The organism is Pararhodobacter sp., assembly GCF_034676075.1.
GTDB lineage: Bacteria > Pseudomonadota > Alphaproteobacteria > Rhodobacterales > Rhodobacteraceae > Pararhodobacter.
Window position 1 is genome coordinate 1 of record NZ_JAUCCQ010000116.1, and the last position, 12,625, is coordinate 12,625.

The 12,625-nt window shown below is 70.3% G+C and carries 15 protein-coding genes; 6 read left to right on the forward strand and 9 right to left on the reverse strand.

What is annotated here, in order from left to right:
* Window positions 1–47: 47 nt before the first annotated feature.
* Genes fliP through fliF form a run of 4 tightly spaced genes read right to left on the reverse strand, consistent with a single transcriptional unit; the run spans window position 48 to window position 3,270 of the window.
* Window positions 48–812, reverse strand: coding sequence for a flagellar type III secretion system pore protein FliP (gene fliP, locus VDQ18_RS19435; protein WP_323022558.1), 765 nt, complete (start codon window positions 810–812; stop codon window positions 48–50).
* Window position 813: 1 nt separating this feature from the next.
* A complete protein-coding gene (locus VDQ18_RS19440; protein WP_323022559.1) occupies window positions 814–1,107 on the reverse strand; it encodes a FliM/FliN family flagellar motor C-terminal domain-containing protein in 294 nt (97 codons plus the stop codon).
* Complete coding sequence (locus VDQ18_RS19445) at window positions 1,100–1,696, reverse strand: flagellar biosynthesis protein (RefSeq protein ID WP_323022560.1); 597 nt, start codon at window positions 1,694–1,696, stop codon at window positions 1,100–1,102. The genes VDQ18_RS19440 and VDQ18_RS19445 overlap by 8 nt, the downstream gene beginning before the upstream one ends.
* Window positions 1,696–3,270, reverse strand: coding sequence for a flagellar basal-body MS-ring/collar protein FliF (gene fliF, locus VDQ18_RS19450; protein ID WP_323022561.1), 1,575 nt, complete (start codon window positions 3,268–3,270; stop codon window positions 1,696–1,698). Before fliF ends, VDQ18_RS19445 begins: the two co-directional genes overlap by 1 nt.
* A 143-nt stretch (window positions 3,271–3,413) precedes the next feature.
* On the opposite strand from fliF, the gene VDQ18_RS19455 reads away from it, so the two are divergent.
* The 5 genes from VDQ18_RS19455 to VDQ18_RS19475 all read left to right on the forward strand — a co-directional run bounded on the left by VDQ18_RS19455 (window position 3,414) and on the right by VDQ18_RS19475 (window position 8,296).
* Window positions 3,414–3,965 carry a flagellar basal body-associated FliL family protein gene (locus VDQ18_RS19455; RefSeq protein WP_323022562.1) on the forward strand — a complete coding sequence of 184 codons (552 nt, stop codon included), beginning with the start codon at window positions 3,414–3,416 and terminating at the stop codon, window positions 3,963–3,965.
* A gap of 10 nt (window positions 3,966–3,975) precedes the next feature.
* Window positions 3,976–4,443, forward strand: coding sequence for a hypothetical protein (locus VDQ18_RS19460; RefSeq protein WP_323022563.1), 468 nt, complete (start codon window positions 3,976–3,978; stop codon window positions 4,441–4,443).
* A complete protein-coding gene (locus tag VDQ18_RS19465; RefSeq protein WP_323022564.1) occupies window positions 4,443–5,069 on the forward strand; it encodes a MotE family protein in 627 nt (208 codons plus the stop codon). The genes VDQ18_RS19460 and VDQ18_RS19465 overlap by 1 nt, the downstream gene beginning before the upstream one ends.
* Window positions 5,070–5,135: 66 nt before the next feature.
* Window positions 5,136–6,005 carry a flagellar motor stator protein MotA gene (gene motA, locus VDQ18_RS19470; protein ID WP_323022565.1) on the forward strand — a complete coding sequence of 290 codons (870 nt, stop codon included), beginning with the start codon at window positions 5,136–5,138 and terminating at the stop codon, window positions 6,003–6,005.
* A complete protein-coding gene (locus VDQ18_RS19475) occupies window positions 6,005–8,296 on the forward strand; it encodes a hypothetical protein (protein ID WP_323022566.1) in 2,292 nt (763 codons plus the stop codon). Before motA ends, VDQ18_RS19475 begins: the two co-directional genes overlap by 1 nt.
* A gap of 66 nt (window positions 8,297–8,362) precedes the next feature.
* Here VDQ18_RS19475 and VDQ18_RS19480 read toward each other — a convergent pair whose 3' ends face one another.
* The 4 genes from VDQ18_RS19480 to paaG are packed head-to-tail and all read right to left on the reverse strand — an operon-like array spanning window position 8,363 to window position 11,487.
* Window positions 8,363–8,956 carry a TetR family transcriptional regulator gene (locus tag VDQ18_RS19480; protein WP_323022567.1) on the reverse strand — a complete coding sequence of 198 codons (594 nt, stop codon included), beginning with the start codon at window positions 8,954–8,956 and terminating at the stop codon, window positions 8,363–8,365.
* Between the two features lie 3 nt (window positions 8,957–8,959).
* Complete coding sequence (gene paaK, locus VDQ18_RS19485; RefSeq protein ID WP_323022568.1) at window positions 8,960–10,270, reverse strand: phenylacetate--CoA ligase PaaK; 1,311 nt, start codon at window positions 10,268–10,270, stop codon at window positions 8,960–8,962.
* Window positions 10,271–10,273: 3 nt separating this feature from the next.
* A complete protein-coding gene (gene paaI / locus VDQ18_RS19490; RefSeq protein WP_323022569.1) occupies window positions 10,274–10,702 on the reverse strand; it encodes a hydroxyphenylacetyl-CoA thioesterase PaaI in 429 nt (142 codons plus the stop codon).
* The gene (gene paaG, locus VDQ18_RS19495) at window positions 10,699–11,487 is read right to left on the reverse strand and encodes a 2-(1,2-epoxy-1,2-dihydrophenyl)acetyl-CoA isomerase PaaG (protein ID WP_323022570.1); all 789 of its coding nucleotides are present in this window, start codon (window positions 11,485–11,487) and stop codon (window positions 10,699–10,701) included. Before paaG ends, paaI begins: the two co-directional genes overlap by 4 nt.
* A gap of 240 nt (window positions 11,488–11,727) precedes the next feature.
* Here paaG and VDQ18_RS19500 point away from each other — a divergent pair, with 240 nt between their 5' ends.
* On the forward strand, window positions 11,728–12,375 hold the full coding sequence (locus VDQ18_RS19500; protein ID WP_323022572.1) for a sugar transferase: 648 nt from the start codon (window positions 11,728–11,730) through the stop codon (window positions 12,373–12,375).
* On the opposite strand, the gene VDQ18_RS19505 is transcribed toward VDQ18_RS19500, so the two are convergent.
* Window positions 12,362–12,625: hypothetical protein (locus tag VDQ18_RS19505; protein WP_323022571.1), on the reverse strand; the 264-nt coding region annotated here is incomplete at its 5' end. The genes VDQ18_RS19500 and VDQ18_RS19505 overlap by 14 nt on opposite strands.

Sequence of the window (12,625 nt, forward strand, 5' to 3'; positions counted from 1 at the left end):
CCTTGGTCGCCCGCAGGCCGAAGGCCCAGGGCGAAACCCCTCGCCGGTCAGAAATACCCGCGCACCAGCGAGGCCGAGACCAGCGTCCAGCCATCGGCCACCACGAAGAACGCCAGCTTGAAGGGCAGCGAGACCACGGCCGGCGGCACCATCATCATGCCCATCGACATCAGGACCGCCGCCACCACCAGGTCGATGATCAGGAAGGGCAGGAAGATCACGAAGCCCACCTCGAAGGCGTGGCTCAGTTCGGACAGCAGGAACGAGGGGATCAGCACCGACAAGGGCCCCTCGGCCGAGAAAGCGGGCGGATCGGGGCGCAGTTCGGCCAGCCCGGCCCAGGTCTCAGGGTCGATGCGGGCGGCCATGAAGCCGCGGAACGGCGCGATGGCCTCGGTCATCGCTGCCTCGACCCCGATCTGCCCGGCTTGCAGGGGCAGCACCCCAGCCTCCCAGGCGGCGGTGAAGGTCGGCTCCATGACGAAATAGGTCAGGAACAGCGCCAGTGTCGTCAAGAGCATCCCCGGCGGCGATTGCTGCAACCCGATGGCCTGCCGCAGGATCGCCAGCACGGTGACGATGAAGGGAAAGCAGGTCACCATGATCATCAGCCCCGGCACCAGGCTCAGCAGCGTGAGCAGCACCAGCAGCTGGACCGAGCGCACGGCAAGGCTGCCGCCTTCGCCCATGTCGAGGGTGACCTGCTGCGCCAGGGCGGCCTGGGGCAGCAGCAGGATCAGCGCCGCGCCCAGCGCCAGCAGGGCAAGGCGGCGGGGGCCCTCGGCCTTCGGTCCCGGCGCGCCCTGCCCCATCTCAGAGGCCGTTCGACAGATCGGCGACCTCGGTCAGCCGCACCGCCATTTGCCCGGCCTGATCGCCGTCCAATTCCTCCAGCACGCCGCGCGCGATCAGCCGGTCGCCGACGAACAACTCGACCGGATCCTCGACCCGGCGGTCCAGCGACAGGACCGAATCGCGCTGCAGCCGCAGCAGGTCGCGGACCAGCGGCCGGGCGCGGCCGACGGCGACGGTGATCTCGATCGGCACCTGGGTGAAGGCGCCGCGGCCCAGGGTGGCGGGGCCCTCGGGGGATGCGGATTCAGGCAAGGCGGCTCTCCTCGTTCTGGATGCTGTAGAAGGTCTCGATGGCCTGGCCGATGGCCAGGGAGGCATGGGTCAGGTCGATGCAGGTCTCGGCGGCGCCGAAGGCAAAGGCCGCCTGCCCTTCGGCCAGATCCTCGGTCTCGACGATGTCGAGGGGCGGCAGCACCACCCCCGACAGCGCGGCGCGGAAATCGTCGCGCCGTCCGGGCGCCACGCGCAGGACCAGCGGCGCCTCGGCCGTGGCATGGGCGAGCGGCATCAGCTGTTCCAGCGCCAGCGGCACGACCGAGGCCCGGGCGGCGCGCGGCAGCACCGTCTCGACCATCGCCACAAAGAGCGGCTCCAGCGCCTTGAGGACATGGCCCCGCGCCTCGTGATAGGTGAAGGCCAGCTGCTCGGCGGTCCGTTCCACCGCGGCGCGGCTCTGGTCACGTTCGCCCATCGCCTGCTGGCTGCCGTCTTCCCAGCCGGCGACATAGCCGCGTTCATAGGCGTTGAGGCGCAGATCCTCGAGCTCCTCGGGCATCAGCAGCGCCGGCCCGTCGAGCGTATCGGGGGTCTCGAAAACCTCCAGGCGCAGGGGCTGGGGCATCAGCGGTTCTCCTCGGGTTCTTCCATCCAGCTGCGCAGGATCTCCAGCGTTTCGTCCTGGCGCTCGGCGATCAGGGCGCGCATCCGTTCGACCGGATCGGCACCCTCGCCCGTCTCGTCGCCGGCGCTGAAATCGCCGTCGATCTCGCCGCTGAGCCCCGGCCCCATGGCGATCATCGGCGCGAATCCGGCCATCAGGTCGTCATCCTCGGCCGGGGCGGCCGCCGCCCCGCTGCCGCCGCCCCCCCTCAGGATCGGCCGCAGCACGAAGAGCGCGACGAACAGCACCACCAGCGCCAGCGCCGCCAGCCGGATCAGGCTCATGATATCGAGCCCGGCCAGCCAGCTGGTGACCCCCGGCGTGCCCAGCGTCTCGGCCACCGGCTCGAATTGCAGCGAGCGCAGGGTGATGACATCGCCGCGCTGCTCGTCGAACCCCACCGCCGAGGCGACCAGTTCGCGCAGCGCCACCAGTTCCTCCTCGGGGCGCGGGGTCCATTGCGCGACGCCATTGGCATCGGTGCTGCGCACCCCGTCGACCAGCACCGCGACCGTCAGTCTCCGGATCGCGCCCGGCGCCCGCTCGACCTGGCGGCTGGTCTGGCTGACCTCCCAATCGGTGCGCTCGCGGGTCGTCTGGTCGCGCGATTCGCTGCGCCCGTCGCCCGCCGCGGCATTGCCGTCCGGCAGGTTCGAGGCAACGGTCACCCCGGCGCCCGGGGTCTCGGTCGAGGTGGCGTTGCGCTGTTCGCTTTCCTGGCTGACCGCGGCCCGGGTCGTCGGATCGACCAGCCGCTCGGTGATCGTCTCGCGGTCGGTCACCGTCTCGATATTCACCTCGACCACGGCGCGGCCGCTGCCGACGCGGGCCTCCAGCATCCGCTCCACATTGTGGCGCATCTGCTCGGCCCGGTCGTTGGTGCGGGCATTGGGGCTGTCGTCCTCGCCCATCACCATGCCACCGTTGGAATCGATGACCGCGACATCCTCGGCCGAGAGACCGGCCACCGCCGAGGCCACCAGATAGCGCAAGGCCTGGGCCTGCTGCGGCGTCAGCGCGCCGCCGGTCGTCGTCACCGTGACCGAGGCCGAGGCGTGCTGGTCGCGCCGGAAGGGCTGGGTCGCGCCTTGCGAGATATGCACCCGGGCGAAGCGGATATAGGCGCTGGCCATGATCGTGCGGGCCAGCTCCCCCTCCTTGGCGCGCCAATAGGCGGCGTCGAACATCTGCGCCGTGGTGCCGAAGCCCGTGAGCCCATCGAGGATCTCGTAGCCGGTCGAGGAATTGGCCGGCAGCCCCTGAGCGGCCAGCGCCATCCGCGTCTCATCCCTCTGCGTGGCATCGACATAGATCGCGTCTCCCCGCACCTCGTAGCGCAGCCCGCGCTGGTCCAGCGCCTGGATCACCTCACCGGCCTGGGCCCCTTCGAGCCCGGCATAGAGCAGCGCCATGCCCGGCGTGGTGGCGATCCGGGCCAGCATCAGGATGCCCGCGAAGACGCCCACCGCCGCCACCACGGCGATCAGTCGGCGGCGCGGCTCCAGCGCGTTCCAGGTTGACAGGAGCTGTTCCAAGGTCGGTCCCCCTCGCGGACGTTCTGTCCCGATGAGGCGATCCTTGACCCGACTCGATTAACAATGAGTTAGCCACATCATGCGAAAACGGTCTCGGGAACATCGCAGGAACGCGATTCCGATCCAGAAGGGACCCCCGCGCCATGGCCACTGCCGCCCCACCTGATCAAGCGCCTGAAAAGAAATCGAAATTGCCGCTTCTGATTGGCCTCGTGCTGGCGCTCGCGGGGGCGGGCGGGGGCTTTTACGCCACCTATTCCGGGATGCTCGATTCCCTGCTGGGCGGCGGCGCGCCGGCGAGCGAATCGGCCGCTGCGGAGGGCGGGCACGGCGCCGCCCCGGCGCATGGCGAGCCCGCGGCGGCCCCTGCCGGGGGCCATGGCGAGGCAGGCGGCAGCACCGGTTTCGTGCCGCTCGAGCCGATCACCGTCAACCTCGGCCGCGGCGCCGACACCCGCCATCTGCGGTTCGGCGCCCAGCTTGAGGTGGTGCCGGGCGCTGCAGGCGCGGTGCAGGCGCTGATGCCGCGGATCATGGATGTGCTGAACATCTATCTGCGGGCGCTCGACCCGCCGGAACTCGAGGAACCCGCGGCGCTGCTGCGGCTCAGGGCGCAGATGCTGCGCCGCGTCCAGATCGTCACCGGCCCGGGGCTGGTGAACGACCTTCTCATCATCGAATTCGTCTTCAACTGAGGGGCTTGTCATGGAGTATCTGTCCGACCTTCTTCTTACCGCCGCCTCGATCGGCGCGGCCACCTATTGCGTGATCCTGTCGCGGCGCCTGAAGGCGCTGGGCTCGCTGGAAGGCGGGATGGGCAGCGCCATCGCCGTCCTTTCGGCGCAGGTCGACGACCTCGCCCGCTCGCTGCGTTCGGCGCAGGAGGCGACCGGCCGGGCCGGCGGGCGGCTGGACGGCCAGACCGCCCGGGCCGAAGCCGTGGCCCGCAAGTTGGAGCTGCTGGTCGCCTCGATGCACGACCTGCCGGAGGAGGCGCCTGCCCCTGCGCCCCGCGCGCCCGGCCCGCGCCCGCCGACCCCCTGGCCGGGCGAGACGCTGCGGCGCAGCATCCACCCGGTCGAAACGCTGGCCGAGGATCCCGCCGGTGACCCGGCCGAGCCCCCGCAGCGCGCCCGCGTCCTGCGCCGCCGCCAGACCAGCGGAGCGCTCTGATGCTGCGGCTGCCCCGCACTCCGGCGCCCCCGAAACCGGCCCCCAGGGCCCGCGCGGCGCCGCGCCGCCGGACCCGGGTGCTGCCGGTGCTGGCCACGCTCTTCCTGATCGGCGGCAGCCTGCGTCTCGTGTCCGGCGTCGGCACCGCCCTGGCCCAGGACCCGCCCGCCAGCAGCCCGACCCGGGCCGAAGATATCCTGCCCCTGCGCACGAGCCCGGTCAGCGACGCCCGCCTGTCGCTGGAACTGCGCGAGCGCGAAACCGCGCTGGCCGAGCGCGAGGCGCAGCTCGACGAACGCACCGCCCTCCTTGCCGCCGCGCAGGACCGCGTTCAGGCCCAGATCGACGCGCTGCAGGCGGCCGAGGCAGACCTCGCCGCGACCATGGCCCGCGCCGACCAGGCGGCCGAAACCGATATCGCCCGCCTCGTCAGCGTCTTCCAGACCATGCGCCCCGAGGATGCGGCGAATGTCTTCACCGAGATGGACCCCGACTTCGCCGCCGGTTTCCTGGCCCGGCTGGAGCCGCAGGTCGCCGGGGCGATCCTGGCCCGCATCGAACCCCGCCAGGCCTATGCGCTCAGCGCCATCGTCGCCGGTCGCAACGCGCTGGTGCCGCGCGAATGAGGGGCGTGGTGAGGCTTTCTTAAGCTCCTCCTGCCAGCGTCGAACCAACAGCTTCGGGAATGCGTCATGCTCGGAATCATCGGCATCGTCACGGTCTTCGCCACCGTCTTCGGGGGCTACCTGCTGGCCGGCGGGCATATGGACATCATCCTGCACGCCCTCCCGTTCGAGGGGCTGATGATCGGCGGCGCGGCGCTGGGGGCCTTCCTGATCGCCAACAACGGCGCCGGTGCCAAGCATACGGCCAAGGACATCAGCAAGGTCTTCAAGGGCTCGCACTGGAAACCGCAGGATTATCAGGATCTTCTGTGCCTCCTGTTCGAACTGATCCGGCTGGCCCGGCAAAACCCCGTGGCGCTTGAGGAACATATCGAAGGGCCGGATTCGTCGGAAATCTTCAGCCGCTATCCCAAGATCCAGAAGGATCACGAAGCGATCGAGCTGATCTGCGACACACTGCGCTCAATGACCCTCAGCTACGACGACCCCCTCCAGGTCGAGGAGGTGCTCGACAAGCGGATGGAAGCCTCGCTCACCCATGCGCTCCATTCCAGCCACGCCATGCAGACCGTGGCCGACGGCATGCCCGCGCTGGGGATCGTCGCCGCCGTGCTGGGCGTCATCAAGACCATGGCCTCCATCGACCAGCCGCCCGAGATCCTGGGCGCGCTGATCGGCGGTGCGCTGGTCGGCACTTTCATGGGGGTGTTCCTGGCCTATGGCTTCGTCGGCCCCTTCGCCGCCAAGATGCAGATGGTGGTGCAGGAGGATGCGCATTTCTACAAGCTGATCCGCGAGGTGCTGATCGCCAACCTCCACAACCACCCGGCCAATATGTGCATCGAGGTCGGCCGCCAGAACACGCCCCATCACGTCCGCCCCAGCTATGGCGAGCTGGAGGAGGCGATGCGCGCCCTCAAGCGCGAGGCCGCCTGATGCGCGCCCTCGCCCTGGGCGCGCTCCTCGCCCTGGCCGGACCGGCGGGGGCCCAGACCATCGCGCCCTTCGCGGGCGAGCACGCCGATTTCACCCGGATCGTGCTGCGGATCCCGCCGGGCACCGGCTGGGCCCTGACGCCCGAGGGGCGGGAGCGGGCGTTCACCCTCACCGCAGAGGGGGCGCGTTACGATCTGGCGCGGCTCTTTCAGCGCATCCCCCGCCTGCGCCTGGCCGAGGCAAGCGCCGCGGGGCCGGTGCTGAACCTCGCGCTGGCCTGCGACTGCCCGATCCGCGCCTGGGAGGAGAGGCCGGGCCTGGTGATCCTCGACATCACGGATGCGCCGCCCGAGGTCGCACCCCCCCCCTCCCCGCCTGCAGCACCGCGCCGCGTCCCGCCCCCCGATCCGATCGCCGCCGGCCGCGCCGCCGGGGCCGCCCTCGCCCGCACCCTGCCCCAGCCAGCGCCGCCCGAGGCCCCCGCGCCCGAGGCCGACCCACGCCTCGAAACCCTGGCGCAGGATCTCGGCCGCTCGATTGCCGCCGCCGCCGGGCAGGGCCTGCTGGACGTCGCCGCCGATCATGCCGCCACCGGCCAGGGGGTGCTGCCCGACGCGCCGCTCCCCGACATGCCGCCGAACATGCGCATCGCCACGGTGCTGGACCGGCCCGATCCCGACGCCCCGCCGGTCGCCGCCCCGCCCGCGCTCTGCAACGGCAGCGAGTTGCTGGACCGCCTGCTCGGCCACGATCCCGCGCGTTTCACCGAGGATCTCGGCCGCCTGACCCGCGCGCTTTACGGCGAGTTCGACCAGCCCGATCCGCAAAGCCAGCTGGAGCTGATCGGCGTCTATCTCTCGGCCGGTTTCGGCGCCGAGGCGCGCGCGCTGATCGACAACAGCCCCGATCCGGTCGCGGGCCGCGATTTCGCCCTGGGCGCCGCCGATGTGCTCGAAGACCGCGCCTCGAATTCGCGTATGCGCCTGGCGCAGGCCATTGATTGCGGTGGCGCCGCCTCGGTGATGGCCGTGCTCGCCGGCGCCGATGCCGCCGCGATCCGCCAGAATGCCGACCAGCTGGCGCTGACGTTCTCGACGCTGCCTGCGTCGATGCGCGGGCTGATCGGCCTGCGCCTGGCCGAAGCCTTGGTCGATGCCGGGGCGCTCGATGCCGCGCGGATCGTCGCCGATGCCCTGCAACGCTCGGACTGGGTCTCATCCGGGGCCCTGGCCCTGGTCGAGGCCCGGCTTGACCGCGCCCGGGGGCTGCCCGGCGATGCTGCCTTGCGTCTCGCGCATGAGGGCGACGCCAGCAGCGACACGGTGCAGACCCGCCTCGATCTGGCTTTGCAGACCGAGGCCCCGGTCCCGCCCGAGTATATCGCCGGGGCCGAGGCCCTGGCCGCCACCGCCCGCGACGAGCCCACCGGGCCCGAGCTGATGGCCGCGGTGATCCGGCTCAATGCGCGGTCAGGGGCGATGACCGACGCCTTCGCGGCGCTCGACCGGCTGGAAAGCTGGATGAGCGGAACGGGCGAGAACCGCCGCCTGCTGGGCGATCTGCGCGACGAGGTCTGGGCGGCGATGGCGTCCAACGGGACCGATCTGGGGCTGGTCGAGGCCGTGCTTTCTCGCGAGGACTGGCGCGATCCGGCGCTGCTGCCGCAGACCCGGCGGGCGCTGGCGGCGCGGCTTCTGGGCCTCAGGCTGGCGACCCCGGTCGAGGCGCTGGTCGGCACGCTCGACGATCCCGAGGCACGCGTGCTGCGGGCCCGGGCCGCGCTCGATGGCGGGGACGGAACGGCGGCGCTGGCGCTTCTGGGCGAGGATGACAGCGAGGCGGCGCGGCTGGTGCGGGCGGCCGCGCTCGAAAGGATCGGCCAGCACCGGGCGGCCGGCGACGAATTCGCCACGCTCGGCGACACCGGGGCCGAGACCCGGGCCGCGATCCTCGATTCAGACTGGCGCCGGGTCGAGGGACTGGCCGCCGCGCAGGAGGCCCCCGCCCCGGCCGCCGAACTGGGACCGCTGCTGGGTCGCCCCCCCGGCCATGCCGAAATCGCCCTGACCCGCCCGGACGCCGCCCCCCCGCCCGTCGACGCGACGGACCCAGCGACTCCCGCAAGCGGGCTGCCCGCCGACGCGGACCCCGCCGAAGCTGCGCCGTCTCCGCCGCCCGATCCGGGCGCGGTTTTCGACCGGCTGGGACTGGTGCGGCGCAGCTCGACGCTGCTGGCGGAAAGCGAACGTCTGCGCGGCGCGCTGGCGCCGCTGGTGCAACCTGTGCCCTAGCGTCCCGGCGCGGGCGCTGCCGGATGCGAAGCTTCCCGGGCCAGCCGCTGGGGCAAGACCTTGCCCCTACTCCCCCACCCCGCCGATGCCGTCGAGGATCAGCGCCGTGGCGATGTCGGCATAGGCTTCGCGGGTCAGGGGGCCGCCGTCGCGGAACCACATATAGACCCAGTTCATCATGCCGAAGAGCGACATGGTGACCGGCATCAGCAGCGGTCCCGCCAGCCCCGGCCGCAGGTCGCGCAACACGGCCGAGAACCGGCCGACGATCCGGCGCTCGATGGCGTGGATCTCGTGGCGCTGTTCGGCGGGCAGGGTCGGCGTGCCGTTCAGCTGCACCTTGTGGTAATTGTCGGCGTCGCGGTAGCATTCCAGCACCGCCCCGACCAGCGCGCGCAGCCGCTCGCGCGGCGGCAGCGCCGGGTCGTGGGCGGCCTCGACCGCCGCGTCCAACTCGCTCAGATGGGTGCGGATGATGTCGAAGATCAGCGCGTCCTTGCCGGGATAGTAGTGATACAGCAAGGCCTTGGAGACCCCGGCCTGCCCGGCGATCTGCGCCATCGAGGCCTTGTCCATCCCCTGCTCGGCCAGAACCGCGGCAGCGCTCGACAGGATCGCGCGCTGCTTGTCCTCGAAATCGGCGGCACGGGTGCGGGCCATGGCTCAGCCCTTGGGCCGGTTGTCGACGACGCGCTTGGCCTTGCCTTCCGAGCGCGGGGCGCCGCCCGGCTCGTGCACGGTGATCTTCGAGGACACACCGACCACCGACTTGATGTGATGCGCCAGTTCCTTGCCCGAGGCCGCGCGGGCTTCGGCGCTGGCCGCGGCCCCGGTCGCCTCGCAATGGACGATCATCGCGTCCATCCGGTCGTTGCGCACCAGCTCGATCTGGAAATGCGGGGCGAGACCGGCGCATTTCAGGATCTGCTCCTCGATCTGCGTGGGGAAGACATTGACGCCGCGCAGAATGATCATGTCGTCCGAGCGGCCGGTGATCTTCTCCATCCGCCGCATGGAGCGGGCGGTGCCGGGCAGCAGGCGCGTCAGGTCGCGCGTCCGGTAGCGGATGATCGGCAGGCCTTCCTTGGTGAGCGTGGTGAAGACGAGTTCGCCCATCTCGCCATCGGCCACCGGCTCGCCGGTCTCGGGGTTGATGATCTCGGGATAGAAATGGTCTTCCCAGATGTGGAGGCCGTCCTTGGTTTCCACGCATTCGTTGGCCACGCCCGGTCCCATGACCTCGGAAAGGCCATAGATGTCAACGGCATGCATGTCAAAAGCGTCCTCGATCTCGCGCCGCATGGCGTTGGTCCAGGGCTCGGCGCCGAAGATGCCGACGGCGAGCGAGGATTCGCGCGGGTCCAGCCCCTGACGGCGGAATTCGTCGAGGATCGACAGCATGTAGCTGGGCGTCACCATGATGATCCGCGGCTTGAAATCCTGGATCAGCGTCACCTGCCGCTCGGTCATCCCGCCCGAGACGGGGACCACGGTGCAGCCCAACCGCTCGGCCGCCGCATGGGCGCCGAGGCCCCCGGTAAAGAGGCCGTAACCATAAGCCACATGCACGATATCGCCCGCCCGCCCGCCGGACGCCCGGATCGAGCGCGCGCCGCAATCGGCCCAGACGTCGAGGTCGCGCTTGGTGTAGCCCACCACCGTGGGCTTGCCGGTGGTGCCGGAGGAGGCATGGATCCGCAGGATCTGCTCGCGGGGCACGGCGAACATCCCGAACGGGTAATTGTCGCGCAGGTCGGTCTTGTAGGTGAAGGGGAATTTCGCCAGATCCGCCAGCGACTTGAGGTCGTCCGGGTGGACACCGTGGGCGTCGAACCGGGCGCGGTAGAAGGGCGAATTGTCATAGGCATGCCGCAGCGACCATTTCATCCGCTCCAACTGCAGGGCGGCGATTTCATCGCGGGAGGCGGTCTCGATCGGCTCCAGATCGCCGGGACGGGGGGAGAGGTTTTCCATGGTTCACTCCTCGGGCAGGTGGGTGCCCTTGATGCTGCGCGAATGGCCGCGGAATTCGGCAATCTTCGCGCCGTCCTGCCGGGTTACACTGATGTCGTAGATACCGCTGCGCCCCTGCCGCCAGACCTCGGCCGCGCGGGCTGTCAGCACGTCGCCCTCCTGCCCCGGGGCAAGGAAGGTGATCTGGCCCATCTGCGCCACGACGCGCTGGTTGTAGGTGTTGCAGGCGAAGGCGAAGGCGCTGTCCGCCAGCGTGAAGATATAGCCGCCGTGGCAGATCTTGTGGCCGTTGGTCATCTCGGGCCGGACGCGCATGGTCATCGTGGCGTGACCGGCGCGGACATCGGAGAGTTCCATCCCCAGATGCTGCGTCGCGTTGTCATCGGCCCACATGGCGGCGGCGCAGGCACGGGCGAGTTCGTCGGGCGTCATTTGCCTTTGAACTCCGCCGGGCGCTTGTCGAGGAAGGCGGCGACGCCCTCGGCATAATCGGCGCTTTCGCCGCAGGCCTTCATCAGCTCCGCTTCCAGTTCCAGATGCGCATCGAGCGTGTTGGTCTGGGCCGCCTGCATGGCGCGCTTGGTGCTGGCGTAGCCGAAGGTCGGCCCGGCGGCGAGCTTGCGGGCCAGGGCGCGGGCCTCAAGCATCAGCTGGTCGTCGGGCAGGCATTGCCAGATCAGGCCCCAGTCGGCGGCCTGCTGCGCGGGCAAGGGTTGCGAGGTCAGCGCCAGCCCCATGGCGCGCTGCGGACCCAGCAATTTGGGCAGGTGCCAGCTGCCCGAGGTGTCGGGGATCAGGCCGACCTTGCCGAAGGACTGGATGAATTTCGCGGATTCCGCCGCCAGCGTCAGGTCGCAGGCCAGCGCCAGCGAGGACCCCGCCCCGGCCGCCACGCCATTGACCGCGCAAATCACGGGCATCGGCAGGGCCTTGATCTGGCGCACCAGCGGCGCCCAGAGGCGGCGCACCGTGTCGCCCAGATCGGGCGGTCCGTCCATCTTGCGCGGATCGCGGTCGCCCAGATCCTGCCCGGCGCAGAAGCCCCGACCGGCGCCGGTCAGCAGCACGGCGCGCGCCTCGGCGCCAGCCCGGGTCAGCGCGGCGCGCAGGGCCATATGCTGGTCTTCGTTGAAGGAATTGAGCCGCTCGGGCCGGTTGAGCGTGACTTCCAGCACGCCTGCTTCAAGGCTCACCAGAACGGTGTCCGAATCGCTCATGTCGTCCTCCCTGCACGCAATTCCGCGCCCGGGGGATTGTTTCACCAACCGTCCGGTCAGTCAATAAATTTGCAACCCTTTCGCGATAGGATCGTGGCAAAGTGCGTGGCAGGAAGTGAGGACGTTGTGCTGTATGAGTATCCGCGCCCGGTGGCGCATCGGACGGGAATCGCGTCCCGTGATCCGGGGCGGCCGTGGGCTTACCCTAGCGCCACCAGCCGGGGAGCGCAGGGCGTGGCGATGCCTCCCGGCAAACGGGCCTTCGATCTGTGTGTCGCCGCCATGATCACGCCTGTCGTGCTGCCGATGATCCTGATCATCGCGCTGGTCATCCTGATCAGGGACGGGCGGCCGGTCTTTTACGCGGGCGAGCGGATGAAGACCCCGACCCAGGGCTTCCGCCTGTGGAAGTTTCGCACGATGCGTGCCGACCCGGCCGATACCGGGGCCACGGGCGGCCACAAGTCCGCCCGGATCACGCCCATGGGTCGCTGGCTGCGGCGACGGCGGCTCGATGAACTGCCGCAGTTGTGGAACCTCTGGCGCGGCGATGTCTCGGTGGTGGGGCCGCGCCCGCCGCTCAGGCTTCATGTCGAGCGTTTCCCGGATCTTTATGGCGAGGTGCTGAAAAGCCGCCCCGGGCTGACCGGCCTTGCCACAATCCTCTGCGCCCGGCACGAGGAATGGCAGCTGGCCCGCACGAAAACCGCCGACGAGACCGAGGCGATCTATGCCCGGACCTGCGCCCCCAGAAAGGCGCGGATCGACCTGATCTATCAGCGAAACCGCAGCCTGTGCTTCGATCTCGCCATCATCCGCGGGACGCTGGTACTGCTGGCCCGGCAAGCGAAGGGGGCCGCGCGGCCCCCTGCTGTCAGTCTTCGTTGATGTCGTGGTCGATGCGTTTCAGCTGACCCTGCCGGACCCCCAGCACTGCCCGCATCGCCAGCCAGGCGATGACCGAGATGACCGCGAACACCACCAGCGACACGGTGAGCGAGCCGGTCATCCAGCCCATCCCCGGCAGCGCCAGCCCGACGATGACCCCGGTGATCACCGCGCCGACTGCAAAACCGGCGAACAGGAAGCCCGGCACCAGCACCTCGACAATCGCCAGCGCCAGACCCGCGGCGATCCA